Genomic DNA, 24631 nt, shown 5'->3' with positions numbered 1-24631 from the left:
AGCACCATGCGCAATCCGACCGCCCCGTTCGCCCTCGCCAGCCACCTGCAGCGACAGGAGGCAGCGACCCCGCCCGACACCGCCCCGTGGTCCGAGTTCGGCCGCGCCATGCAGGCTGGCCTCGCGCGCACGCCGCGCCACATCTCGCCCAAGTTTTTCTACGACGTGGCCGGCTCGCAGCTGTTCGACCGCATCTGCGAGCTGCCCGAGTACTACCCCACGCGCACCGAGCTGGGCATCCTGGGCGCCTGCGCCGGCGAGATCGCCGCGCAGATCGGGCCGAACGCCGAGATCGTCGAGTTCGGCGCGGGCTCGCTCACCAAGGTGCGGCTGCTGCTCGACGCGCTCGAATCCCCCAAGCGCTATTTGCCGATCGACATCTCGGGCGAGCACCTCGAAGCCGCGGCGGCGCGCCTGAAGGCCGACTACCCGGCGCTCGCGGTGCAGCCCATCGCGGCCGACTACACCATGCCGCTCGTGCTGCCCGCGCCGATGGCCGGGGCGGGCCGGCGCGTGGGCTTCTTCCCCGGTTCGACCATCGGCAACTTCGAGCCCGACGAGGCGCTGGCGTTTTTGCAGCTCGCGGCGCGCATGCTGCGCGGCGGCGGCCTGCTCATCGGCGTCGACCTGGTGAAAGACCCCGACCGGCTGCACGCGGCCTACAACGACGCGCAGGGCGTGACGGCGGCGTTCAACCTCAACCTGCTGCGGCGCGCGAACGCGGAGCTGTCGGCCGACTTCGACCTCGACGGCTTCTCGCACGCGGCCTTCTACAACGCACCGATGCGCCGCATCGAGATGCACCTCGTGAGCCGGCGCGCGCAGAGCGTGCAACTGCGCGGCGAGCGTTTCTCGTTCGAGGAAGGCGAGACCCTGCACACCGAGTACTCGCACAAGTTCACCGTCGAAGGCCTGCAGGCCCTGGCGGTGCGCGCGGGCTTCCGCGTCGGGGCGGTGTGGACCGACCCCGAGCGGCTGTTCAGCGTGCACTGGCTCCTGAGCTGAGCCTCAGGACAGGTCCGCGCCGTTCACGAGCCTGACCGGCACGCTGGCCAGGTCTACGCCTTCCAGGCAGCGCGCATTGATGGCCCATCCCGTGAACGGCAGCTTGCCTTCGGCCGTCTCTTGCGCGGTCGGCGCGCTGGGAACTCGGAACGGCATGATTCCGCAGGTGGGGCAGAAGTAGTCCCGTGCGGTCCGTGTGTGCCATTCATAGACCGTGAGGTCTTCCAGCGGCGTGAGCAGGCGAAGCGCCGATGCGGGCACACGGTGAATCAGCGCGCCCCGGCGCCGGCACACGGAGCAGTTGCAACTGCGGACATGGTCGAGGTCGGTGTCCACCTCGAAGCGGCACGCGCCGCAATGGCAAGCGCCTTGGTACGTGGGCACGGGCAGCGCGTTCCTAGCTGTCCAGCCCCGCCAGGCACACGTACTTCACTTCGAGGAAGTCGTCGAGCCCGTATTTCGAGCCTTCGCGCCCCAGCCCCGACTGCTTGACGCCGCCGAACGGCGCCTCGGCCGTCGACACCAGCCCGGTGTTCACGCCCACGATGCCCGATTCGAGCGCCTCGGCCACGCGCATGATGCGGCCGATGTCGCGGCTGTATAAGTACGCGGCCAGGCCGAACTCGGTGTCGTTGGCTGCGGCGATGGCTTCGGCCTCGGTGTCGAACGCGAAGATCGGCGCCAGCGGGCCGAAGGTTTCCTCGCGCGCGAACAGCATGTCGGGCGTGGCGCCGCCGATCACGGTCGGCTCGTAGAACAGGCCGCCCAGCGCATGGCGCTTGCCGCCCGCGAGCACGGTGCCGCCCTTGGCGACGGCGTCGGCCACGTGCTCCTCGATCTTCTCGACCGCCTTGGCGTCGATCAGCGGGCCCTGGTTCACGCCGACCTCGGTGCCGTTGCCGACCTTCAGCGCGTTGACCTTGGCCACGAGCTTCTGCGTGAAGGCTTCCAGCACGCCGCGCTGCACGTAGAGGCGGTTGGCACACACGCAGGTCTGGCCGGTGTTGCGGTACTTGGACACCATCGCGCCTTCGACGGCGGCATCCACATCGGCATCGTCGAACACGATGAAGGGCGCGTTGCCGCCGAGTTCGAGCGACAGCTTCTTGATCGTGTCGGCCGACTGCTTCATGAGCGTGCGGCCCACCTCGGTCGAGCCGGTGAAGGTGAGCTTGCGCACGATGGGGCTGCGCGTCATCTCGCCGCCGATCTGGCTGGCCGAGCCGGTGAGCACCGACAGCAGGCCCTTGGGCACGCCCGCGCGTTCGGCGAGCACGGCAAAGGCCAGCGCCGAGAACGGCGTCTGCGTGGCCGGCTTCACGACCATGGCGCAACCGGCCGCGAGCGCGGGCCCGGCCTTGCGCGTGAGCATGGCGGTGGGGAAGTTCCAGGGCGTGATGGCGGCGGTGACGCCCACGGGCTGCTTGAGCGCCAGGATGCGGCGGTCGGCCTGTGGCGCGGGAATGGTGTCGCCGTACACGCGGCGCGCTTCTTCGGCGAACCACTCGATGAAGGAGGCGGCGTAGGCGATCTCGCCGCGGCTCTCGGCCAGAGGCTTGCCCTGCTCGGCGGTCATGATCAGCGCGAGGTCGTCCACGTTCGCCAGCATCAGGTCGTTGAGCTTGCGCAGGATGGCCGAGCGTTCCTTGGCGGGCACCTTGGCCCAGGCCTTCTGCGCCTTCTCGGCGGCGGCGATGGCGCGCACGGTTTCCTCGGTGCCGCACATGGGCACGGTGCCGATCTGCTCGCCGGTGGCGGGGTTGGTGACGGCGACGGTGGTGCCGTTGTCGGCATTCGCCCAGGTGCCGGCGATGCAGGCCTGCTGGCGCAGCAGGGTCGGGTCTTGGAGTTTCAGTGGCATGGGTGGTTTGTCTCAGGCTTGCAGGGCGGCGGCGAGGATGTCGAGGCCTTCGCCGAGCACCGCGTCTTCGATGGTCAGGGGGAACAGGAAGCGGACCACATTGGCGTGCACGCCGCAAGTCAGCAGCAGCAAACCCGCGTCGCGCGCTCGGGTTTGCACCTGCTTCGTGAACTCGGGGTCGGGCGCGCCGTCGGCACCGGCGAACTCGACCGCCACCATCGCGCCCAGGCCGCGCACGTCCGCGATCTGCGGCACCTTCGCGCGCAGCCCCTCGAGGCGCGCCTTGAGCCGGTCGCCCAGTATCTGCGCGCGCTCGCACAGGCGTTCGGCCTCGATCACGTCGAGCACCGCATGCGCCGCCGCGATGGCCAGCGCGTTGGCGGCGTAGGTGCCGCCGAGGCCGCCGGGCGCGGGCGCGTCCATGATCTCGGCGCGTCCGCACACGGCCGACAGCGGCGTGCCGCCGGCCAGGCTCTTGGCCATGGTCGTGAGGTCGGGCACCACGTCGTAGTGATCCATGGCAAACCACTTGCCGGTGCGCGCGAAGCCGGTCTGGATCTCGTCGGCGATCAGCAGGATGCCGTGGCGGTCGCAGATCTCGCGCAGCGCGCGCATGAAGGCGGGCGGCGCGGCGTAGAAGCCGCCTTCGCCTTGCACCGGCTCCAGGATGATGGCGGCCACCTGCTCGGGCTCGATGTCGGCCTTGAACAGCTTGTCGATGGCGCGCAGTGAGTCGTCCACCGACACGCCGTGCAACGCGATCGGCGCGGGCACGTGGAAGATGCTGCCGGGGAAGGGCCCGAAGCCGGTCTTGTACGGCACCACTTTGCCCGTGAGCGCCATGCCCATGAAGGTGCGGCCGTGAAAGCCGCCGCCCAGCGCGATCACGCCGGGCCGGCGCGTGGCGGCGCGTGCGATCTTGATGGCGTTCTCGACCGCCTCGGCGCCGGTCGTGAAGAAGGCGGTCTTCTTGGCGTGGGTGCCGGGCGTGAGGCGGTTCAGGCGCTCGGCCAGCGACACCACGCTTTCGTACGGCACCACCTGGTAGGCCGTGTGGGTGAAGCGATCGAGCTGCGCGCGAATGGCCTCCACCACGCGTGGATGCCGGTGGCCGGTATTGAGCACGGCGATGCCCGAGCCGAAGTCGATGTAGCGCCGGCCTTCGACGTCCCACAGCTCGGCGTTGAGCGCGCGCTCTGCATAGATGGGAAAGCCGATGCCGACGCCGCGCGGCGTGGCGGCGATGCGGCGCGCGTCGATGGCGGCGTTGGTCTTGGTTGTCATGCGAGATTCCTTCGTTGCTTGTGTTGGGGTGTGAAGCTCAGTGGCTGCCCGGCGCCACCATGCGATGGCGGATCTGGTCGGCGACCACGGCCACGATCAGCAGGGCACCCAGCACCACCATCTGCAGGTACGAGCCCACGCTGGCCAGGTTCATGCCGTTCTGCACCAGGCCGATGAAGATCGCGCCCATCACCACGTTGGGCACGCGGCCGATGCCGCCGCGCAGGCTCACGCCGGCGATCACGCAGGCGGCGATCGATTCGAGCGCCACGGTGCCGCCGAGGTTGGCCTCGCCGGTTTCCACGCGCGCCGTGAGCAGCAGGCCGCTCACGGCCGCCAGGCCCGCGCACAGCAGGTAGGCCATGAGCAGCACGCGGCGCGTGTCGATGCCCGAGAGCGCCGCGGCCTTGGCGTTGCCGCCCACCGCGAGCAGGTGCGTGCCGGTCGGCAGGCGGCCCATGAGCACGCCCATGCCGGCCACGCACACGGCCGTCACGAGGATCGGCACCGGCACGCCGAGCACGGTGCCGAAGCCGAACAGCTCGCTGAACTGCGCCGGCATGCCCGACACCGGCACGCCGCCCGTGAGGAACAGCGCAAAGCCGAAGCCGATCGACTGCACGCCCAGCGTCACGATGAAGGGCGACACGCCGATCACCGCCACGCCGAAGCCGTTGACCAGGCCCACCACCAGCCCGGCAAGCATCCCGCAGGCGCAGCCCACGAGCACCACCATCCAGGCCGCGTCCGGAAAGGCTGCGCCCAGCGCCTGCATGGCGAGCGCGGAGACCACCGAGGTGATCGCCATCACCGTGCCCACCGACAGGTCGAAGCCGCCGGTGACCAGCGCCAGCATCTGGCCCAGCGACACGAGGATCAGATAGACCGACTGACGCAGCAGGTTCACCAGGTTCTGCACGGTGAGGAACTGGTCGGACAGCGTGGCGAACACCACGCAGGCGATCACCAGCATGAAGGGCAGCACGCCCAGGCGCAGGAAGAGGCTGCGCAGCAGGCCGAGGGCGCGCCCGGCCAGGCCGGGCGTGGGAGCCGCCGGGGCGGCGGTGAGTGAGGGCGAAGTCATGAGGGGTGGTTCTCGCTGGGGCCGAAAAACAGGTTGAGCACGGCGGTTTCCTGGATGGCGTCGCCGTGCAGCTCGCCGGCGATCTCGCCGCGGCACATCACGTACACGCGGTGGCTCAGGTGCAGCACCTCGGGCAGGTCGGACGAGATCACGACCACCGCGGCGCCGCCTTCGCAGAGCTTGCGGATCACCTCGTACAGCGCGCTGCGGGTGCCGACGTCGACGCCGACCGTGGGTTCGTCGAACACGTAGAGCGCGGCGTCGCGCGTCATGCCCTTGCCGAACAGCACCTTCTGCTGGTTGCCGCCCGAGAGCAGGCCCACGGGCCGTTCGAGGTTGCGCGGCGCGAGCTCGACGCGCTCGGCGGCCGTCGTCGAAAGCCGTCGCCCGAGGCGCTTGCGCAGCCAGCCGCCGCGACCGCGCAGCGGTCCGTGCACCAGCGGCAGCGTGATGTTGGCGCGCGACGTGAAACCGAGCACCAGCCCTTCGCCCTTGCGGTCAGGCGGCAGGTAGAACAGGCCCTCGTCGAGCAGCTGGCGCACCGTCGCGCCGGTGCGCGGCCGGCCCTTGAACAGCACGCGGCCTTCGCTCACGGGGTCGAGCCCGTAGATCGCGCGGAACAGCTCCGACTTGCCGCAGCCCACCAATCCGGCCAGCCCGACCACTTCGCCGCGCCGCACCATGAGGCTGGCGTTGCGCACGCCGTTCGGCGAGGCCAGCCCTTCGACCTGCAGCACCACCTCGCCGGGGTTGGCGGCGATGCGCGGGTAGATGTTGTCGATGGCGCGCCCGCTCATCAGCTCGATGAGCCGGTCGGCGCTGGTCGCATGCGCGTCCACGGTCGTGACCTTGCACCCGTCGCGCAGCACCGTGATGCGGTCGGCGATCTGCGCGATCTCCTGCATGCGGTGCGAGATGTAGACGATGCCCACGCCGCGCGCCTTCAGCCGCGCCACCAGTTCGAACAGGCGCTGCGTCTCGGTGTCGGTGAGCGAGGCGGTGGGTTCGTCCAGGATCAGCACCGACACCTCGCCGCGCAGGCCCTTGGCGATCTCCACCATCTGCTGCTGCGCGCGCGTGAGGCCCGCCACGGGTGCGTCGACGTCGATCTCGAAGCCCAGGTCGGCCAGCATCGTGCGGGCGCGTTCGCGCACCGCCGCGCGGTCGAGCAGGCCGCCCTGGCACGGCTCCTCGCCCAGGCTCAGGTTCTGCGCCACCGACAGCGTCGGGATCAGCGAGAACTCCTGGAACACCGCGCTGATGCCGTGGCGCCGCGCGTCGTGCACGTTGGCGAACTTCACCGGCGCGCCGTGCATGCGGATCTCGCCCGCGGTCGGCACGTTGGCGCCGGCCAGCAGCGAGATCAGCGTCGACTTGCCGGCGCCGTTCTCGCCGAACAGCACATGCACCTCGCCGGCGCGCAGCTCGAAGTCCATCGCATCGAGCGCGAGCACGCCGGGGTAGCGTTTGCCCAGGCCGAGGGTCTGCAGCAGCACGGGAGCCATGGCCGGCCTACTTGACCTCGAACACCGGCTTGAAGCCGGTCGGCGGCAGGATGTCGGCCTGCTTCACGGTCTTGATGTTGCCGGCGTCGACCACGAAGATCTTCGGGCCGACGTGCTTCACCACGTCCTTGTTCTCCAGCAGGCGCACGGCCTGGTCGACCGCGATGCGGCCCTGGATCACCATCGAGTCGGCCGGCGCGGCCACGATGCGGCCCTTCTGGATGCCTTCGTACACGCCCGGCGTCATGTAGAAAGAGAGCACCTGCACCTTCTTGTCGAGGTTGCGCGCGCGCAGGATGCCGGTGGCAGCCTCGGCGGTCACTGCCGTGCCGGCGACGTAGGCGAGGTCGGGGTTGCCCTGCAGCACGTCTTCGACCAGCTTGGCCTGCGCCTCCTTGCCTGTGTCGCCGTACTTCGGGTCGAGCACCGTCACGGCGCTGCCCTTGATCGCTTCCATGAAGCCCTTGTGCGCGGCCTCGACCCAGCCCGCGCCGGCCGGGCCGGGGAACCAGCCGACCTTCACCGGCGGCGAGCCGGCCGGGTGCTTCTTGGCGAGGTATTCGCCGGTCGATTGGCCCATCGTGTAGAACGACACCAGCGACTTGGCCGACAGGTCGGGCGAGCTGATGCCGTTCACGAGGTCGATCACCGGCACCTTCTTGGCGGCCGTGGCCTTGATGACGTTGTTGAGCCCGTCGCCCGAGATCGCGCCGATGATCACCGCGTTGACGCCGCGCGCCACGCAGTCCTCGATCTGCGAGACCTGCTTGCTCAGGTTGGTGTAGCCGCCCGCGTCGACCACCTGCAGCTTCACGCCCAGGCGGCGCGCTTCCTCGATCACGCCGTAGTCCACGCCGAGCCAGTAGGCGTCCTTCATGTGCGGGAACGACACGCAGATGTCCCACTTTTTCGACGCCTTGGCCAGCGGCGTGTAGTCGATGGGTTTCTTCGTGCCCTCGGCCGAGAAGGCGGGCTCGGTGGCCTCGGCCTTGTAGGGAAACCAGTCGGCAGCCGAGGCCGGGGCGTGCCACGCCAGGGCGGTGGCGAGCGAAGCGGCGATCAATGAAACGCGCAGGGGCGAGCTGTTCATGAAGAACTCCTTGGGTGACAGCGGTGAAGAAAAGGGGGAAGGGAACGCGTCAGGCCGCGAGTGCGGCCCGCAGGCGGTCGAGCCGTCGTCGGCGTTCGGCGCGGGCTTCGAGTGCCTGCGCCATGTCGACCTCGACGAAGCGCGCCTTGTGGTTGGGCTGCATCTGGGCGATGAGGTCCATGTCGGCGCTGATGACGGTGCCGACCATCGCGTAGCCGCCGCCCGACACCGCGTCGCGGTGCAGGATGATCGGCTCGCGCCCGCCCGGCACCTGGATGGAGCCGTACGGGTAGCCCGCATCGACGATGTTCGACGGGTCGTCGCCCGCGCCGAAGGGCGGCGTGCGCTCCTGGAACTTCAGCGGCGTGCCATGCTTGTAGCGGTAGCCGATGCGGTCGGCCTCGGAGCCGACGGTCCAGGTGTCGGCGAAGAAGCTGTGCACCGACACCTCCTGCAGGCGATGGAAGTAGATGCCCGGCAGCACGCGCAGGGCCACTTCCTTCTCGAGCACCGGCAGCAGCGCGGCATCGACCGTGCGGCCTGCGCGGGCGCCGGCAGCGGGCGTGCCCACGGGCAACTTGTCGCCGGCCAGCAGCTTGCGGCCGTTGAAACCGCCGAACGCACCCAGGCCGTAGGTCGAGCGGCTGCCCAGCACCACGGGCACGTCGATGCCGCCGGCCACGGCGATGCACATGCGCGCGCCGAGCTTCATGAAGTCGAAGCTCAGCTTGTCGCCGGCCTGCACCGTGAAGGATTCATTGCGCGGCATCTCGTTGCCGTTGAGCTTGATCTTCGCGTCGGCGCCGGTCACGGCCACCAGCGTGGGTGCGTCGAACTGCAGCTCGGGCCCGAGCAGCGTGCTTTCGATGACGGCCGCGCCTTCGTCGTTGCCCACCAGCAGGTTCGCGAGCACCAGGCTCTGCTGGTCGAGCGCACCCGACAGCGGAATGCCCAGGTGGTAGTAGCCGGGGCGGCCGGCGTCCTGCACGCTGGTCGCGAGGCCGGGCTTGAGCACGTCAATCGCCATGGAGCACCTTCAGCAGTTGTTGGTTGTAGCCATCGGGGTCGGCCAGGAACTCGTTGAGCGAGAACGACACCGGCGCGATGCGCAGCGCGTAGGTGCCGGCCTCGACCTGCGCGACCTGGCGGTCGTACTCGGCGCGGTCGATGGGCTTCCACTTGACGATGTCGCCGGGCTGGAAGAACACCATCAGGTCCTTCAGGTACGACAGCCGCTGGGCCGGGTCGAAGATCGGTGCGGGCGTGACGCCGAACATCTGGTAGCCGCCCGCGCCGCGCACCGAGTAGATGCAGCTGAAGCAGCCGCCGTGGCCCAGCGTGAGCTTGGGCGTGTCGGTGCGCGGGCTCAGGTACTTGGGCACCTGGATCTGGCGCTGGCGCTCGACCATCTGGAACAGGAAGGGCAGGCCGGCCACGAAGCCGACCATCGACACGAACCACGGTGCCGACGAGTGCGCCTCGATGAAGGCCTCGACCGAGGCGTGGCCGTTGATGCGCGCGGCGTACTCGATGTCGGTGCTCGACGGGTCCTGGTGGCGCTCGCGAAAACGCATCAGCGTCTCGTGCGTCCACGGGTCGTTGTAGAGCACCGGGATCTCGACGATGCGCGTCTGCATCTGCAGGTCGGCATCGCCCAGGCCCGCTTCGATCTCCTTCAGCGTGGCGAGCAGCGCGTCGGGCGCGATCGCATCGGGGTCGAAGCGCACGAGGTAGGCGGCGTTGGCCGGACAGATCTCGGTCACGCCGGGCAGCGCGCGGCGGCGCAGCGCGTTGCAGATCGCCATGCCCTTGAAGAAGGCGGGCAGCGACATCTCTTCGCTGATCTCGACGAACAGATGCTCGTCGCCGCCGAAGCTGTAGCGGGCCTGGGCGGGGAGGGTGCTTGCAGAGCTCATGCGGCCACCTTCAACAGAGGAGGCGCGTCGGCGAGTGGATTCGCCGCGAGCCAGGTTTCGAGAAAGCCGGTATGGAACTCGGCCTTGGCGACATCCGCGTCTTCGCACAGCGCGCGGTGCAGCGGGATCGTCGTGTGGATGCCGTCGACTTGCAACTCGTCGAGCGCACGCCGCATGCGGGCCAGGGCACTGGCGCGGTCGGTGTCGTGCACGATGAGCTTGCCGAGCAGCGAGTCGTAGTACGCGGGCACGGTGTAGCCGGGGAACAGGAAGGTGTCGAAGCGCACGCCCGGGCCGCCCGGCACCACGAGCTGCGACACGAGGCCGGGGCTCGGCATGAAGTTCTTCGCCGCGTTCTCGGCGTTGATGCGCACCTCGATGGCCGCGCCGGTCAGGCGGATGTCGTCCTGCTGCAGGCGCAGCGGCTGGCCCAGCGCGATGCGCAGCATCTCCTTCACGAGGTCGACGCCGGTGACCATCTCGGTGATGGGGTGCTCGACCTGGATGCGCGTGTTCATCTCGATGAAGAAGAACTCGCGCGTGTCGTCGTCGTACAGGTATTCGAGCGTGCCCGCGCCGCGGTAGGCCACGGCGCGCGCGAGCCGCAGTGCCGATTCGCACAGCGCGGCACGCGTGGCCTCGCTGATGGCGGCCGAGGGCGCTTCTTCCCAGACCTTCTGGCGGCGCCGCTGCAGCGAGCATTCGCGCTCGAAGCAGTGCACCACGCGCTCGCCGTCGCCCAAAATTTGCACCTCGATGTGGCGCGCCTGGCGGATGAAGCGTTCGAGGTACACCTCGCCGTTGCCGAAAGCGGCCTGCGCTTCGGCGGTGGCGGTGGCGAACTGTTGGCGCAGCTCGGCCTCGTCGTGCGCCACGCGGATGCCGCGCCCGCCGCCGCCGGCCGAGGCCTTGATCATGATCGGGTAGCCGATGTCCTTCGCGACTTCAACGGCGGTGTCGGGGTCGGTCACCACGCCCGCGCTGCCGGGCACGGTGGGCACGCCGGCGCGCAGCGCGGCGGCGCGTGCCGCGGCCTTGTCGCCCATGGTGCGGATCGCGTGCGGCGTGGGGCCCACGAACACCAGGCCCGCGGCCTCGACGCGCTCGGCGAACGCGGCGTTCTCCGAAAGAAAACCGTAGCCCGGGTGCACCGCGCCGGCGCCGCTGTCGGCGGCGGCCTGCAGGATTGCGTCGATGCTCAGGTAGCTCTTGGTGGCGTGCGCCGGGCCGATGCGCACGGCCTTGTCAGCCATGCGCACCGCGAGGCTCTGCGCGTCGGCGTCGCTGTAGACGGCGACGGTCTTCAGCCCTAGCTCTTTCGCGGCGCGGATGATGCGCACCGCGATCTCGCCCCGGTTGGCGACCAGCAGTGTGTCGAATGCGGCGGTCATGGGCGGTTGCCTCAGGCCGTTTCGATGACGGCCAGCAGCTGGCCCGGATCGACCGGCTCGCCGTTCTCGACGGCGAAGCGGGCCAGGCGCCCGGCCGCGTCGGCCGTGACTTCGCTGAACTGCTTCATCACCTCGACCAGGCCGAGCACGTCGCCCACGGCCACGGTGTCGCCTTCGGCCTTGAACGGCGGCGCGTCGGGCGCCGAGCGGCGGTAGAAGGTGCCCGGCAGCGGGCTCAGGACGTCATGGGTAGCGGGCATCGGTGCACTCCTGGAACAAGATCAGAAACAAGAAAGAAAACGCTCAGGCCGCCAGGCCTGCAACTTCGATGCCGTTGTCGGCAAGGGCGCGCCGCGTGGTCTGCACGAGCGCGAGCGCGCCGGGCGTGTCGCTGTGGATGCAGACCGAGTCGAAGCCGATCGCCATGTCTTCTCCTTCGACCGTGCGCACCACGCCCTCGGTGCAGGCACGCAGCACCTTGGCGGCCACGGCTTCGGGGTCGAGCGCGCCGACGCGGCGCGTGAAGACGATGGAGCCGCTCAGGTCGTAGTCGCGGTCGGCGTAGAACTCGCGCACCACCGGCTGGCCCAGCTCGCGCGCCACCTGGAAGGTGACGGACGATTCCATGCAGAACAGGCGCAGCGTGGGTTCGATCTGCTGCAGCGCGGTGACGAGGGCGCGCGACAGCGCCTCGTCGCGCGCCGCATGCATGTAGAGCGCGCCGTGCGGCTTGATGTGCTGCAGCGTCATGCCGGCCAGGCGCGCGAACTCGCGCAGCGCACCGAGCTGGTAGACCATGTCGTTCACCAGCTCGTCGGCCGGCGCTGTGATGTGACGGCGCCCGAAGCCCACGAGGTCGCGAAAGCCCGGGTGTGCGCCGATGCCCACGCCGTGTTCGCGGGCCAGCAGCACCATCCTGCGCATGATGTTCGGGTCGCCGGCATGGAAGCCGGTCGCGATGTTGGCCGAGCTGATCAGCGGCATGAGCTGCTCGTCAACGCCGTCGCCGATGGTCCAGGGGCCGAAGCCTTCGCCCATGTCGGAATTCAGATCGATCCGCGTTGTCTTCGTCACGTCGTCCCGCCTTTGTGTGGTGCGCATCGCCAAGGGGGCGATGCAGGTTGGCGCGAAGGTTAGCCAGCAGTCGAAAGGCCGAAAAGCATTGTTTTCAGGCGGCCCGATATCTGAAAAACAGATGCTGCAAGCCGCCGGATTGGGCGCTACGCTGGAGGGAAGCGATCGCGCGGTATCGGGTTTTCGCCCGAGGCGGGTGGCGCGTATCCGTAAATACCCTAGGAAGACGGCGCCATGTCCCTGACCCTTCGCCAGCTCAAGTACTTCTCGGCGGTGGCCGAGGTGGGGCGCATCTCGCACGCGGCGCTGCAGCTGAACATCTCGCAGTCGGCCGTGACCACCGCCATTCGCGAGCTCGAGGAGCTGATGGGGCAGCAGCTCTTCGAGCGGCACCCGCACGGCGTGGAACTCACCAAGGCCGGGCGCCGCTTTCTCAGCCACGCCTACGCGGTGCTGTCGGCGGCCGACGAAGCGGTGCGCATGCCGCACGAGGGCGAGAACGTCGAGGGCTCGCTCACCATCGCGGCCAGCTACACGGTGCTGGGCTACTTCCTGCCGCACCACCTGCAGCGCTTCGAGCAGCTGCACCCGCAGGTGACGGTGAAGGTGCACGAGGTGGCGCGCGAGGCCATCGAAGAAGGCCTGATCACGCAGCGCTACGACATCGGCGTGGTGCTCACCTCGAACGTGGTGCTGCGCGAGCTGTCGCTCGAAACTTTTTTCGGCTCGCAGCGCCGGCTGTGGGTGCCGGCCAAGCACCCGCTGCTGGACAAGGCCGAGGTGACGCTGGCCGACGTGGCGGCCGAGCCCTACATCATGCTCACCGTCGACGAGGCCGCGGCCACCGCGCTCAAGTACTGGAGCAAGACGCCGCACCAGCCGCAGATCCGGCTGCGCACGAGTTCGGTGGAAGCGGTGCGCAGCACGGTGGCCAACGGGCTGGGCGTGACGGTGCTGTCGGACATGGTCTACCGCCCGTGGTCGCTGGAAGGCAAGCGCATCGAGACCATCAACCTGCGCGACGCGGTGCCCACGATGAACATCGGGCTGGGGTGGAAACAGGGCGTGGAGTTTTCGCCGGCGATGACGGCGTTCCGCAACTATTTCCGGCAGCTGTTTCTCGAGCCGGCATCGGGGCGCACCGGGCGCGGTCGCGGCTGAGGTTGCGGGGGAAACCCTGCCGGCATCGGGCCGGGATGACCCGGCGCAAGGAAAGCACGTCGCGCCAGCGTCACAATAGCCGCTGTCCCGAGCGCGCAATGCGGCATCGGCACCTTGCACCTCCCCGGAGATCGATCCCATGAAAGCAACCTGGAACGGCGTCACCATCGCCGAAAGCGACGACACCGTGCTCGTCGAAGGCAACCACTACTTCCCGATGAGTTCGCTCAACCGCGACGTGGTCACCTTCAGCAACCACAAGACCACCTGCCCGTGGAAGGGCTCGGCGAACTACTACTCGCTGCTGGTCAACGGCGAGCTCCACGCCGACGCCGCCTGGTACTACCCCGACCCGAAGCCCGAAGCCGAGGAAATTCGTGACCGCGTCGCGTTCTGGAAGGACGTGAAGGTCAGCGCCCAGTGAGCACCGCCGCCTTCGCTCCCCCGTTCACGCCGCCGGCCGAACTGGCCGGGGCGCTGCGCGAGCACGGCTACGCGGTGCTCAGCCCGCAGGGCGTGTGCGACTGGCTCGGCGTGCCGCTGGCGCAGCTCGAAGCGCTGCACGCCGACTGGAACGACCTGCCGCCCGACGAGTACCTGAAGGACGGCGGGCGCTACCGCACGCGCCGCCACGCCTGCTTCACGGTCGAGGCCGACGCCACGCTGGCGCAGGTGCCGCACCGCGCGCACTGGCAGCCGGTCGAATACAACGCGCTGCACGGCGGCATGCAGCGCTGGTTCGCGCCGATGCTCGAGGCCACGGTGGCGCAGCCCGTGTGGCAGCGGCTGATGCAGCAGCTCGGCCAGGTCAGCAGCGACATGCGCGGCGCACCGCAGCGCTGGTTCGTGGAAGCGCACCAGTTCCGCATCGACACCGCCGGCGGCATCGGCCGTCCGACGCCCGAAGGCGCGCACCGCGACGGTGTCGATCTGGTGGCGGTGGTGCTGATCGGGCGCCAGGGCATCAAGGGCGGCGAGACGCGCGTGTTCGAGGCCAACGGCCGGCGCGGCGAGCGCTTCACCATGACCGAGCCGTGGACGCTGCTGCTGCTCGACGACGCGCGCGTGATCCACGAATCGACGCCGATCCAGCCGCTGGAAGAGGGCGGCGATGGGTGGCGCGACACGCTCGTGGTCACCTGCCGGTCTGAGGGTTTCCAGGGGGATTGAGATGCCTGCGGGCTTCGCTGGTCGGAGTCCTACAGGGCGGGTTCTGCATAGCGGTTAAATTCGGGGCCCGACCCGGTGCGAACCGGGTCCGTCAGTCTGTCTGTCTGCGAACGCTAAGCGAGGTCCCGCCATGTTCAATCACATCCTGGTCCCCATCGACGGCTCCGAAACTTCCATGCTCGCGGTCAGCAAGGCCAGCGGTCTCGCCCTGGCCTTCGGCAGCCGCATCACGCTGATCCACGTGATCGACAACTACCCCTTCATCGGCGTGGGCGCGGACTATGCGCTCGGCCAGAACGAATACCTCGCGGCGGCCACCGCCAGCGCCAATGCGGCGCTCGCACGCGGCGTGGCCGCCCTGGCGGCCGAAGGCCTGCACAGCGACCAGCGCGTGATCGACGGCCATGTGGTGCACGAAGGCATCGTGGACACCGCCATCGCCATCGCGGCCGACCTGATCGTGATGGGCTCGCACGGGCGCAGCGGCATCGAGAAACTGCTGCTGGGCAGCGTGACGCAGCGCGTGCTGCAGGACGCCACCATGCCGGTGCTCGTCGTCAAGGGCCGCTGAGCACGAAACCCGCCGCACGCTCGAAGTGCAAAGGCTCCCGCGTCGCGGGATGCACGAACCCCAACTCCCTGGCATGCAGCAGCAGGCGCGGCGCGCGTGCCTGCAGCGCGGCATCGCCGTACAACGCGTCGCCCAAAATCGGGTGCCCGATCGACAGCAGGTGAACGCGCAGCTGGTGTGAGCGGCCGGTGAGCGGCTCCAGCAGCACGTGCGTGGCCGCAGGGCCGCCGGGCGGCGACACGCTGCTCAGTGCGCGCCAGCGCGTGAGGCTGGGCTTGCCCGCCGGATCGATCTTCTGCAGCGGCCGGCGCGGCCAGTCGGCCATCAGCGGGGCGTCGATGAGCGACCAGTCATCGCGCTGCGGCATCACGCCGTCCACCACGGCTTCGTAGCGCTTGTGCACCTCGCGGTCGGCGAAGGCCGCGCTCAGGGCGCGCTGCATCTCCAGGCCGCGCGCCATCACCACGAGGCCGCTGGTGCCCATGTCGAGCCGGTGCACGATGAGCGCGTCGGGCCACTGGCGCTGGGCGCGCGCGCTCAGGCAGTCCTGCTTGTCCTCGCCGCGCCCGGGCACGCACAGCAGGCCGGCGGGCTTGTCGAGCACCAGCAGGTGGGCGTCTTCGTGGACGGGGAGCAGGTCGGGCGGCGAAGCGGTCATGGGGACAGCGAGTGTAGAGAGGCTCAGAAAGCCGGAAGAAGGCTGGGCTATCCTCGACCGATATGCCCGGCGCCGCTCCTCCCTTGTCTCCCACGTTCACCGACCTGAGGCGCGAGCGCCCCTTCATGCAGTTGTGGGTGGCGCGCCTCTTCGGCACCGCCGCCTCGCAGATGATGCTCGTGGCCATCGGCTGGCACATGTACGAGCTGACGGGCAGTGCGTGGGACCTGGGGCTGGTCGGGCTCTACCAGTTCGTGCCCGCGCTGCTGCTGGCGCTGCTGGCTGGCCACGTGGTGGACCGGCACCACCGGGGCCGCATCGTGGCGGTGTGCTTCGCGGTGCAAGGCACGGTGGCGCTGGCGCTGCTCTTCGCGGTGCTGCACAGGAACGACACGCGCGGGCTGCTGCTCGGGCTGTCGCTGGTGCTGGGCGCCGTGCGCGCCTTCCAGATGCCGGCGCAGCAGGCGCTCACGCCGCTGCTGGTGCCGCCGCTGCTGCTGTCGCGCGCGATGGCGTTCAGCTCGGCCGGCATGCAGGGCGCGATCATCGGCGGCCCCGCGCTCGGCGGGCTGCTGTTCGTGGCGGGCATGGCGGTGGTCTACGGCGCGAGCGTGCTGTGCTTCGCGGTGGCCTGCATGCTGGTGCTGCGGCTGCGCTACGACCACGCGCCGGCCGCGCGCGAGCCGGTCACCTTGGCCACGGTGTTCGCGGGCGTCAATTTCATCTGGAAGCGCAAGCCGGTGCTGGGCGCGGTGTCGCTCGACCTGTTCGCGGTGCTGCTGGGCGGCGCGGTGGCACTGCTGCCGATCTATGCCAAGGACATCCTGCACACCGGCCCCTGGGGCCTGGGCCTGCTGCGCAGCGCGCCGGCGGTGGGCGCGCTGGTGATGTCGATCGCGCTCACGCGCCGGCCGGTGGAGCGCAACGTGGGGCGCACGCTGCTGCTGGCCGTGGGGGCGTTCGGGCTGTGCATGGTGGTGTTCGGGCTGTCGAAGAGCTTTCTCGTCTCGCTCGTCGCCCTGGCGGTGTCGGGCGGGGCCGACATGGTCAACGTCGTGATCCGCCAGACGCTGGTGCAGCTGGAAACGCCCGACGCCATGCGCGGGCGGGTGAGCGCGGTCAACTCGATCTTCATCGGCGCGAGCAACCAGCTCGGCGAATTCGAATCGGGCGCGACGGCGGCGCTGCTGGGGCCGGTCGGCTCGGTGGTGCTCGGCGGCGTGGGGACGATGCTGGTGGCGCTGACGTGGTTCCGCCTGTTCCCGTCGCTGGCGCAGCGCGACCGGCTGGTGGTGGCGGCGCCGGCGTCGGCGCGGTCCTGATCGTCAGTCGAAGAGGGCGCGGGCCTGCGGCACGTCGAGCGTGAGGTCGCTCTGCGCCTCGGCCACGCACGGAAGAATCCAGCCGTCGATCTTTTCGTCGAAGCTCAGGCCCGGCCATTCGATGAGGTGGCGGCTCTCGCCTGAAAGCCGCCGGCAGATGCAGGTGCGGCAGGTGCCATTGCGGCACGAACTGGGCAGCTCGATGCCGGCCGCCTCCGCCGCATGCAGCAGCGTGACGCCCGCCTCGGCCTCGAATTCGAGGCCCGACGGTTCGAGACGGACCTTCATTGCGCGGGAGGGTCTTGCTGCTGTTGCTGCTGTTCGCGGCGTTGCTCGCGCAGCATGAAGAGGTACAGGCTCTCGACCTTGTCGCGGGCCCAGGGCGTCTTGCGCAGGAACTTGAGGCTGGACCCCACGCTGGGCTCGCTGATGAAGCAGCGGATCGGCACGAGGTGCCCCAGCTGCTCCCAGCCGTAGTAGTCGGCCAGCGCAGTCACGATGGCTTCCAGCGTGAGGCCATGCAGGGGATTGCGCGGCTGCGCCGGCTTGGGGGCGGGCGCGGGGACGTCGGTCACTTGTTCTTGAGCTTGCCGCGCGGAATCACTGCCGTGGTGACAGTGCGCACGGGCTCGATGCCGCCGGTGGGTGCCTTCGGCGGCGAGGTGTCCTTCTTCGGTTTCTTCGCTTCCTTGTTGGTGCGTTGCTGACCCTTGGCCATGTGCTTTCTCCAGTTGATACGTGCGGATGCGGGAGGAGTTTAGCGGTGCGGCGACAATAGCCGGTTCCACACGTTTTTCCGCTTTCATGTCCGATTACGAAGTTCGCCCCGCCACGATGCGCGACGCCAAGGCCGTCGCCGAAGTCCATGCCCTGTCTGCCAAGGCTGCCTACGAAGGCATCCTGTCCGAAGACGACCTGCGCGTGCTGGCCCCCGCCTCGCGCGAGGCCAAGTGGCGCGAGGCCATCGAGTTCAGCGAACCCCAGGTCCATGTGGTGACGCACGGCAGCGAGATCGTCGGTTTCGTGGGCTTCGACCGCTCGCGCGACCCCAAGACGCCGCCCACCACGGGCGAGATCTGGGCCATCTACGTCAAGCCCGAGCACTGGGGCAAGGGCGCCGGCGTGGCCCTGTGGGACGCCGCCCGCGAAGGCCTGGCCGAAGAAGGCTGCACCACGGTCACCATCTGGGTGCCGCTGCGCAACGACCGCGCCATGCGCTTCCACGAACTCGCCGGCTTCAAGCGCGAGATGAAGACCGCCAAGACCACCGCCCTGGGCACGGTGCGCGTCGAAGAGATCCGCCTGAAGCGGGCGGTGGACTGATCCACCCCCGGATGCCGCGTACGGTCTTCACCGGCGCGGCCATCGGCTGCGGATAAGCTCGCCGCTTCTTCCACAGCCCGACTTCGCCCATGGCCACCAGCCTGCTCCTGCTGCTCGACGACATCGCCACCGTGCTCGATGACGTCGCCGTCCTCACCAAGCTTGCTGCCAAGAAGACCGCCGGGGTGCTCGGCGACGACCTCGCGCTGAACGCGCAGCAGGTCACCGGCGTGCGCACCGAGCGCGAGCTGCCGGTGGTGTGGGCCGTGTGCAAGGGCTCCCTCGTCAACAAGGCCATCCTGGTGCCGGCCGCACTGGCCATCGGCACCTGGCTGCCCTGGCTGGTGACGCCGCTGCTCATGGTGGGCGGCGCGTTCCTGTGCTTCGAGGGCGCCGAGAAGCTGGCCCACAAGTTCCTGCACAAGCAGGAGCACGAGGCCGACACCGCGCGCCACCAGCAGGCGGTGGCCGACACCACGGTCGACGTGGTCGCGGTCGAGAAGGACAAGATCAAGGGCGCGGTGCGCACCGACTTCATCCTCTCGGCCGAAATCATCGCCATCACGCTGGGCACCGTGCAGGGCCAGCCGTTCACGACGCAGCTCAGCGTGCTGGTCGGCATTGCGCTGATCATGACGGTGGGCGTCTACGGCCTCGTGGCCGGCATCGTGAAGCTGGACGACGCGGGCCTGTACCTGAGCCAGCGCAGCAGCGCGGCGGCGCGCGCCCTGGGCCGCGGCATCCTGGCGGCGGCGCCCTGGCTCATGAAGGGCCTGTCGGTGGCCGGCACGGCCGCCATGTTCCTCGTGGGCGGCGGCATCCTGGTGCACGGCGTGCCGGCGTTCGGCCATGCGGTCGAAGACTGGGCCAAGGCCACGGGCGGCGTGTTCGGCACGCTGGGCTCGATGGGCGTCAATGCCGTCGTGGGCATCGTGGCCGGCGCCGTTGTGCTGGCCGTGGTGGAACTCGTCGGCAAGCTGCGCGGCAAGAAAGCCGCCGCGCACTGAGTGCTTGAAGCCGGACCTCAGCGGTCCGGCTTGCCGCGCTGGAACAGGCCGACGCCGACCAGCGCCACCCCCAGCGCGAGCGCGAACCAGCCGACGAGGTACGCGCCGGCCACCATGTCGAACCAGCGCGTGCCCTGCAGGAAGCGCGGCCCCAGCAGCACGGCGACGCCGATCAGGAGGCAGAGGATGCCGCGCTCGATGGTGCGCAGCTGTCGTTGGGGGCGTCGGGCCATGGGGGTCTTTGCAAGGGAAAACGGAAGCGGCCATTGTCCCGCGCCGCACGGGGAGGCCGGTGGCCGCCTGAAAACGTCGCGTGCGCGCATCGGTCGGCGCGCAAAAATGCTTCCAAACGTTGCAGAATCGCAGGCCATGCCATACCGCCACCTGCCCACCGGTTCCGCCTTCTTCCTCCCGCTCCGACGCGCCTGCGTGGGCGCCTCGCTGGCCCTGCTGGCCGCCACGGCCGTCGCGCAGCCGCTGCCCGACCCCGCCGGCTTTCCGCTGGACTCGGTCGGCTACCTCAACGAGGAGCTGCCGCGCATGGAAGCGGCCATCGCCGCGAAGGACCGCAGCTTCTTCCTCGGCGCGATGACGCGCATGGTGCAGTTTTCCGAGCGCTGGGGCTTCAAGGCCAAGGCCAACCCCGAACTGGCCGCCTACCCGATGTGCACGGCGGCCGTCATGGACTACGCGGTGGTCGGCATGTGCCGGCTCAACCCCGCCGACGATGGCTGTGAGCCGGGCCTGGTGCCGCGTTTCGATGCGAACGTGAAGCGCTGCCGCGAGCTGGCCGCGCAAAAATAGGCCTCCGGCCTTTCTTCTCTCCTTCATCGAACGAAGTCCCCGCGCCATGGCCGTGCGTGCGGGGCGGAGACACACGCATGGACTACACCCGCTACCAGACCCTCGCCCTCACGCGCCGCGGCGCGAACGGCGCGGTGCTCGACATCCAGATGCGCGCCGCCAACGGCAAGCTGCCCACGGCCGGCCATGACGGCCACCGCGAGCTGGCCGAGATCTGGCGCGACGTGGCGGCCGACGACACGGTGCGCTGCGCCGTGCTGCGCGGCGAGGGCATGGGCTTCTCGGGCGGCGGCGACCTGGGCATGGTGCAGGACATGACCACCGACGACACCGTGCGCCAGCGCGTGTGGAAGGAAGCGCGCGACCTGGTCTACAACCTCATCAACTGCGACAAGCCCATCGTCAGCGCCATGCACGGCCCGGCCGTGGGCGCGGGGCTGGTGGCGGGGCTGCTGGCCGACATTTCCATCGCCACGAAGAACGCGAAGATCGTCGACGGCCACACGCGCCTGGGCGTGGCGGCGGGCGACCATGCGGCCATCGTGTGGCCGCTCTTGTGCGGCATGGCCAAGGCCAAGTACCACCTGCTGCTGTGCGAGCCGGTGAGCGGCGAGGAGGCCGAGCGCATCGGCCTGGTGTCGCTGGCGGTGGACGAGGCCGACCTGCTGCCGCGCGCCTACGAGATCGCCGACCGCCTGGCGGCCGGCAGCCAGAGCGCGATCCGCTTCACCAAGTACGCGCTGAACAACTGGCTGCGCCAGGCCGGGCCGACCTTCGACGCCTCGCTGGCGCTGGAGTTCATGGGCTTTGCGGGCGCCGACGTGCGCGAGGGCGTGGCCTCGCTGCGCGAGAAGCGCGCGCCGAACTTCGGCTGAGCCGAAGTCCGCCGGCTCAGGCCTTGCTCAGCCCCTGCAAGGTCTGCAGCAGCACGACGCGGGTCTGCCCCAGCACCATGCCCTTCCACTCGTCGTTGTCGCAGTAGAACGCGTCGCGCAGGCGGCGGCGGATCTCGCGCTTCTGCGATTCGGGCGCCTCGGGGTGGCGGCGCAGCCAGGTGTCGGCGCGCAGGCGGTCGAGCACTTCCAGGTCGGGCAGCGTGCCGAATTCGAGGCCCATGGGCGCGACGCGCGCGTTCGGGCATTCGTCGTAGGCGGTCGAGATCACCGGGCCCGACACGTCGGCCGAGGCCGAGTCGCCCGCGAAGGGCGCGAACACGTCGGCGCCCCACCAGGCATGGGCCAGCGCGAGGTCTTCGGGCGTGTTGCGGCCCGGGTAGATCTTTTCGCCGTGGCCGTAGGGGCCCAGGCCCGTGTGCACGTCGATCCAGCCCAGGTGCGTGGCCGAGGCCGCGTAGCCGCGCAGGATCGCGCGGATGGTGCGGTTGCTCCACGACGGCGCGGTGCCGCCGTAGAAGAGGCCGTCGGGCGAGGTGTACTGCCCGCGCGTGACGGCCGCGCGGAAGGCAGTCATGCCGTGCGTGGCGATGTAGCTCGCCACGGCCGCGTCGTCGGCCGGCGTCGGCGGCCAGCTGGCGGGCAGCACCAGCGGCTCCACGTCGGCGTACTCGGCGTTCACCGGCAGCGGTGCGCTGAAGTCGATGTGGTTGCGGTTCAGGTCGATGTTGTCTTCGTTGGTGCGGTGCAGGTGCGAGAACCCATGCGGGTTCACCGCATGCACCAGCAGCAGCGCGACGCCCGCGCGTTCGAGGCGCGCGAGCAGGTCGGCGTCGTTCAGCGTGGCGACCTGCGCGCCCGAGCCGCAGAAGCCCTCGGGGCCGTGCGTGCCCGAGGTGACGAGCAGCACCTTCCTGGCGTCGGCCGCGCCGATCAGCGCGACGTCGGTGGCGAGTTCTTCGCCGAGCGCGCCGCGGTGCGTGGGGTGCACGAACGACTCGATGGTGGCGCCGCGCGCCGCTGCGGCCTCGAGGAACTTGGCGCGGGCTTCGACGTACGTGCCCGAGAAATGGCGGGTGGCGGCGGTGGCAGGCTGGGACATGGCGGGAAGATTCCTGTGCATGAAGGCGGGAAGGAGGAAGACGGTATCAGGCCGGCGCGTGGGCGTTGGCGGCGTCAATGTCGCGGCCGGTGTGGTCGCGCAACCAAAGGAGCCCGAGCAGCGACACCAGCGTCATCGCCACCAGGTACCAGGCCGGCGCGAGCTTGCTGCCGGTGGCGTTGACCAGCCAGGTGCTGACGAAGGGCGCGAAGCCGCCGAACAGCGCCACGCCCACGCTGTACACCAGCGACATGCCGCTGGCGCGCACGCGCTTGGGAAACATCTCCGGCAGCATCGTGATGCCCGGTACCGTCTGCACCACCAGGCCGATGCTCAGCACGCCGAGCACGGTGAACAGCACCACGGGCGTGGGCGAGGCGTTGAGCCACAGGAAGCCCGGATAGATCAGGATCGCCATCACGATGCGGCTCCAGAGGATGAGCGGCTTGCGGCCCACGATGTCCGACCACTTGCCCACGAAGGGCGCGAGCGCGAACGACAGCAGGCCCGTGAGCGCTGCGCCGAACAGCGCCACCGAGGGCGTGAGGCCCAGCTCGCGCACCGCGTACGTCGGCATGTAGAAGGTGACCACGTAGGCCGCCGTGGTGCCGCCCACCAGCGCGAGGATGGCGGCCAGCACCGTCCTGCCGTGCTGCGTGCAGACGATCTTCAGGCTGCTCTCGCGCGGCGCCTTGGCGTCTTCCGGCGTGATGTGCAGCGACTCCTCGAGGTGGCGGCGGATGTACATGCCCACCGGCGCGATCAGCATGCCGAGCACGAAGGGCACGCGCCAGCCCCAGCTCTGCATCGCCTCGGGCGTGAGCGAGAAGGTGAGCGCGCCCACCACCACGGCGCCGAGCATCACGCCCAGGCCCTGGCTCGCGAACTGCCAGCTCGCCATGTAGCCGCGGTTGGCGGGCGTGGCGTGCTCCACCAGCAGCGTGGTGGATGCGCCCACCTCGCCGCCGGCCGAGAAGCCCTGGATCAGGCGCGCCAGCACGATCACGATCGGCGCCGCGACGCCGATGCTCGCGTAGGTCGGCGTGAAGGCGATCAGCGCGCAGCCCAGCGCCATCAGGAAGATCGTGAGCGTCATGGCCTTCTTGCGGCCCGCGCGGTCGGCGTACGCGCCGATCACGATGCCGCCCAGCGGCCGCATGATGAAACCGACGCCGAAGCTCGCCACCGTCAGCAGCAGCTGGCCGTAGGAACTGAAGGTGGGGAAGAACAGCTTGCCGATCACCAGCGCGAGAAAGCCGTAGACCGTGAAGTCGAAGAATTCCAGTCCGTTGCCGATGGTGGTGGCCACGATGGTCTGGCGCCGGCGGGCCGGCGAGGAAGGCGAGGGCTGGGAAGCGAGGGTGTTCATGTGTCTCCTGTGTGTATCGGGGGCGCAGGCCGTGTGGGCCCGAACCGCGGCGGATGCTAGAGACTCGCCGCTGTCATGAAAAGACAATAATTGGGCGTCAACGATAACTTTTGGTTGTCACTCCAAAGATGAAACCCAATCAGTTGCATGCCTTCGTGGCCGTGGTCGAGCAGCTCAGCATCCGCGCTGCCGCGCGCGTGCTCGGCATTTCGCAGCCGGCCGTGACCAAGATCGTGCGCGAGCTGGAGCGCGAGGTCGGCGCCCCGCTGGTGGAACGCAGTGTGAAAGGCGTGCGGCTCACGCAGTTCGGCCTGGCCTTCGCGCCGCGCGCGCGGCTGCTGCTGGCCGACATGGAACGCGCCCGCGACGAGATCGCGCAGATCCGCGACGGCGCCACCGGCTCCGTCTCGCTGGCCGTGAGCGCCTCGTTCGCGCTCACCGTGCTGCCCGCCGCCTTCAAGGACTTCCACACGCGCCTGCCGGCGGTCGACGTGCAGTTCAGCGAGGCCGTGCTGCCGTGGATGCTCGCGCGGCTGCGCGACGGGTACCTCGACTTCGCGGTGGCCCACATCGTGCCCGGCACGCTCGATCCGCAGTTCGAGGCGCTGGAGCTGTTTCCGGTGCAGCTGGTGGTCGGCCTGCGCGAGCGCCATCCGCTGCGCAACGCGCGCTCGCTGAACGACCTTTATGCCGCCGAATGGGTCCTGCCGGGCGACGACCACGGCGGAACCAACGCCGTGGCGCCGCTGTTCACCCCGCTCGGGTTGCCACCGCCCACGCGCGTGCTGCAGGGCCACTCGGTCACCGTGGCGCTCGCACTGGTGGGCCACATGGATTTGATCGGCCTTTTTGTCGAGCCGCTGGCCGGGCTCAGCTTCAAGCGCCACGGCATCCGGCGCGTCGACGTGCGCGAGACGCTGCCGATGCTGAACGTGTGCGTGGTGCGCCGGCGCGGGCAGCCGTCGACGCCGGCGGCGCAGCACTTCATCGAGTGCATCCAGCGGGCGTCGGCGGCGGCGATGAAGGGGTAGCGGAGGCGGG

The 24631-nt window shown here is 69.6% G+C and carries 29 protein-coding genes; 11 read left to right on the top strand and 18 right to left on the bottom strand.

Annotated features, from left to right (window positions below):
- Positions 1 to 6 precede the first annotated feature (6 nt).
- Positions 7 to 1005, top strand: coding sequence for an L-histidine N(alpha)-methyltransferase (egtD, locus tag AC3WQM_RS17780; protein WP_139705681.1), 999 nt, complete (start codon positions 7 to 9; stop codon positions 1003 to 1005).
- Positions 1006 to 1008: 3 nt separating this feature from the next.
- Here the strand turns inward: egtD and AC3WQM_RS17775 are convergent, their stop codons facing one another.
- From AC3WQM_RS17775 to AC3WQM_RS17725, 11 genes are read right to left on the bottom strand one after another with little or no spacing between them, the layout of a single operon-like run.
- Entirely contained in the window at positions 1009 to 1389 is a 381-nt protein-coding gene (locus AC3WQM_RS17775; protein ID WP_492680519.1) for a GFA family protein, read from the bottom strand.
- Between the two features lie 13 nt (positions 1390 to 1402).
- Positions 1403 to 2866, bottom strand: coding sequence for an NAD-dependent succinate-semialdehyde dehydrogenase (locus AC3WQM_RS17770; protein ID WP_492680517.1), 1464 nt, complete (start codon positions 2864 to 2866; stop codon positions 1403 to 1405).
- 12 nt (positions 2867 to 2878) lie between these two features.
- The gene (gabT, locus tag AC3WQM_RS17765) at positions 2879 to 4150 is read right to left on the bottom strand and encodes a 4-aminobutyrate--2-oxoglutarate transaminase (protein WP_492680515.1); all 1272 of its coding nucleotides are present in this window, start codon (positions 4148 to 4150) and stop codon (positions 2879 to 2881) included.
- 37 nt (positions 4151 to 4187) lie between these two features.
- Entirely contained in the window at positions 4188 to 5234 is a 1047-nt protein-coding gene (locus tag AC3WQM_RS17760; RefSeq protein ID WP_070062533.1) for an ABC transporter permease, read from the bottom strand.
- Positions 5231 to 6739: a sugar ABC transporter ATP-binding protein gene (locus tag AC3WQM_RS17755; RefSeq protein ID WP_492680513.1), complete on the bottom strand. Its 1509-nt coding sequence runs from the start codon at positions 6737 to 6739 to the stop codon at positions 5231 to 5233. The genes AC3WQM_RS17760 and AC3WQM_RS17755 overlap by 4 nt, the downstream gene beginning before the upstream one ends.
- Before the next feature lie 7 nt (positions 6740 to 6746).
- Positions 6747 to 7829, bottom strand: coding sequence for a TMAO reductase system periplasmic protein TorT (torT, locus tag AC3WQM_RS17750; protein ID WP_492680511.1), 1083 nt, complete (start codon positions 7827 to 7829; stop codon positions 6747 to 6749).
- A gap of 49 nt (positions 7830 to 7878) precedes the next feature.
- Complete coding sequence (locus AC3WQM_RS17745; protein ID WP_492680509.1) at positions 7879 to 8856, bottom strand: 5-oxoprolinase subunit C family protein; 978 nt, start codon at positions 8854 to 8856, stop codon at positions 7879 to 7881.
- Positions 8846 to 9745: a 5-oxoprolinase subunit B family protein gene (locus AC3WQM_RS17740; RefSeq protein WP_492680507.1), complete on the bottom strand. Its 900-nt coding sequence runs from the start codon at positions 9743 to 9745 to the stop codon at positions 8846 to 8848. The genes AC3WQM_RS17745 and AC3WQM_RS17740 overlap by 11 nt, the downstream gene beginning before the upstream one ends.
- Complete coding sequence (locus tag AC3WQM_RS17735) at positions 9742 to 11136, bottom strand: acetyl-CoA carboxylase biotin carboxylase subunit (protein WP_492680505.1); 1395 nt, start codon at positions 11134 to 11136, stop codon at positions 9742 to 9744. Before AC3WQM_RS17735 ends, AC3WQM_RS17740 begins: the two co-directional genes overlap by 4 nt.
- An 11-nt stretch (positions 11137 to 11147) precedes the next feature.
- Positions 11148 to 11396: an acetyl-CoA carboxylase gene (locus AC3WQM_RS17730; RefSeq protein WP_489058263.1), complete on the bottom strand. Its 249-nt coding sequence runs from the start codon at positions 11394 to 11396 to the stop codon at positions 11148 to 11150.
- 43 nt (positions 11397 to 11439) lie between these two features.
- Positions 11440 to 12210 (bottom strand): 5-oxoprolinase subunit PxpA, encoded by a 771-nt coding sequence (locus AC3WQM_RS17725; RefSeq protein ID WP_492680503.1) that lies wholly within the window; start codon positions 12208 to 12210, stop codon positions 11440 to 11442.
- 234 nt (positions 12211 to 12444) lie between these two features.
- Here AC3WQM_RS17725 and AC3WQM_RS17720 point away from each other — a divergent pair, with 234 nt between their 5' ends.
- The 4 genes from AC3WQM_RS17720 (at position 12445) to AC3WQM_RS17705 (ending at position 15112) form a co-directional block, all read left to right on the top strand.
- On the top strand, positions 12445 to 13371 hold the full coding sequence (locus tag AC3WQM_RS17720) for a LysR family transcriptional regulator (protein ID WP_070062541.1): 927 nt from the start codon (positions 12445 to 12447) through the stop codon (positions 13369 to 13371).
- Positions 13372 to 13510: 139 nt separating this feature from the next.
- Entirely contained in the window at positions 13511 to 13795 is a 285-nt protein-coding gene (locus AC3WQM_RS17715) for a DUF427 domain-containing protein (protein ID WP_056579293.1), read from the top strand.
- Positions 13792 to 14541, top strand: a complete 750-nt coding sequence (locus AC3WQM_RS17710; RefSeq protein WP_062477608.1) for a 2OG-Fe dioxygenase family protein — start codon at positions 13792 to 13794, stop codon at positions 14539 to 14541. The genes AC3WQM_RS17715 and AC3WQM_RS17710 overlap by 4 nt, the downstream gene beginning before the upstream one ends.
- A 130-nt stretch (positions 14542 to 14671) precedes the next feature.
- Positions 14672 to 15112 (top strand): universal stress protein, encoded by a 441-nt coding sequence (locus AC3WQM_RS17705; protein ID WP_056579296.1) that lies wholly within the window; start codon positions 14672 to 14674, stop codon positions 15110 to 15112.
- Here the strand turns inward: AC3WQM_RS17705 and AC3WQM_RS17700 are convergent.
- Positions 15099 to 15770: an RluA family pseudouridine synthase gene (locus AC3WQM_RS17700; RefSeq protein WP_070062543.1), complete on the bottom strand. Its 672-nt coding sequence runs from the start codon at positions 15768 to 15770 to the stop codon at positions 15099 to 15101. The two genes, AC3WQM_RS17705 and AC3WQM_RS17700, sit on opposite strands and share 14 nt — an antisense overlap.
- 125 nt (positions 15771 to 15895) lie before the next feature.
- On the opposite strand from AC3WQM_RS17700, the gene AC3WQM_RS17695 reads away from it, so the two are divergent.
- Positions 15896 to 17092, top strand: a complete 1197-nt coding sequence (locus AC3WQM_RS17695) for an MFS transporter (protein ID WP_492680939.1) — start codon at positions 15896 to 15898, stop codon at positions 17090 to 17092.
- 3 nt (positions 17093 to 17095) lie between these two features.
- Here the strand turns inward: AC3WQM_RS17695 and AC3WQM_RS17690 are convergent, their stop codons facing one another.
- Genes AC3WQM_RS17690 through AC3WQM_RS17680 form a run of 3 tightly spaced genes read right to left on the bottom strand, consistent with a single transcriptional unit; the run spans position 17096 to position 17810 of the window.
- The gene (locus tag AC3WQM_RS17690) at positions 17096 to 17380 is read right to left on the bottom strand and encodes a 2Fe-2S iron-sulfur cluster-binding protein (RefSeq protein ID WP_492680501.1); all 285 of its coding nucleotides are present in this window, start codon (positions 17378 to 17380) and stop codon (positions 17096 to 17098) included.
- Positions 17377 to 17667, bottom strand: coding sequence for a VF530 family protein (locus AC3WQM_RS17685; protein ID WP_492680499.1), 291 nt, complete (start codon positions 17665 to 17667; stop codon positions 17377 to 17379). The genes AC3WQM_RS17690 and AC3WQM_RS17685 overlap by 4 nt, the downstream gene beginning before the upstream one ends.
- A complete protein-coding gene (locus tag AC3WQM_RS17680) occupies positions 17664 to 17810 on the bottom strand; it encodes a hypothetical protein (RefSeq protein WP_167395057.1) in 147 nt (48 codons plus the stop codon). Before AC3WQM_RS17680 ends, AC3WQM_RS17685 begins: the two co-directional genes overlap by 4 nt.
- A gap of 86 nt (positions 17811 to 17896) precedes the next feature.
- On the opposite strand from AC3WQM_RS17680, the gene AC3WQM_RS17675 reads away from it, so the two are divergent.
- Positions 17897 to 18415 (top strand): GNAT family N-acetyltransferase, encoded by a 519-nt coding sequence (locus AC3WQM_RS17675; protein ID WP_062477596.1) that lies wholly within the window; start codon positions 17897 to 17899, stop codon positions 18413 to 18415.
- Positions 18416 to 18504: 89 nt separating this feature from the next.
- Complete coding sequence (locus AC3WQM_RS17670; protein WP_492680497.1) at positions 18505 to 19422, top strand: DUF808 domain-containing protein; 918 nt, start codon at positions 18505 to 18507, stop codon at positions 19420 to 19422.
- Positions 19423 to 19439: 17 nt separating this feature from the next.
- On the opposite strand, the gene AC3WQM_RS17665 is transcribed toward AC3WQM_RS17670, so the two are convergent.
- A complete protein-coding gene (locus AC3WQM_RS17665; protein WP_095948954.1) occupies positions 19440 to 19655 on the bottom strand; it encodes a hypothetical protein in 216 nt (71 codons plus the stop codon).
- Between the two features lie 136 nt (positions 19656 to 19791).
- On the opposite strand from AC3WQM_RS17665, the gene AC3WQM_RS17660 reads away from it, so the two are divergent.
- Both AC3WQM_RS17660 and AC3WQM_RS17655 read left to right on the top strand, forming a co-directional pair.
- Entirely contained in the window at positions 19792 to 20226 is a 435-nt protein-coding gene (locus AC3WQM_RS17660) for a hypothetical protein (protein ID WP_492680495.1), read from the top strand.
- Between the two features lie 77 nt (positions 20227 to 20303).
- Positions 20304 to 21101: an enoyl-CoA hydratase/isomerase family protein gene (locus AC3WQM_RS17655; RefSeq protein ID WP_341891515.1), complete on the top strand. Its 798-nt coding sequence runs from the start codon at positions 20304 to 20306 to the stop codon at positions 21099 to 21101.
- Positions 21102 to 21117: 16 nt separating this feature from the next.
- Here AC3WQM_RS17655 and AC3WQM_RS17650 read toward each other — a convergent pair whose 3' ends face one another.
- Entirely contained in the window at positions 21118 to 22221 is a 1104-nt protein-coding gene (locus AC3WQM_RS17650) for a M14 family metallopeptidase (protein WP_492680493.1), read from the bottom strand.
- Between the two features lie 46 nt (positions 22222 to 22267).
- Entirely contained in the window at positions 22268 to 23590 is a 1323-nt protein-coding gene (locus AC3WQM_RS17645) for an MFS transporter (RefSeq protein ID WP_492680491.1), read from the bottom strand.
- 128 nt (positions 23591 to 23718) lie between these two features.
- On the opposite strand from AC3WQM_RS17645, the gene AC3WQM_RS17640 reads away from it, so the two are divergent.
- Entirely contained in the window at positions 23719 to 24621 is a 903-nt protein-coding gene (locus AC3WQM_RS17640; protein WP_492680489.1) for a LysR substrate-binding domain-containing protein, read from the top strand.
- Positions 24622 to 24631 lie beyond the last annotated feature (10 nt).

It is taken from the genome of Variovorax sp. FW301-JW7 (genome assembly GCF_058788795.1).
This window is presented reverse-complemented; position numbering and strand designations above follow the sequence as displayed.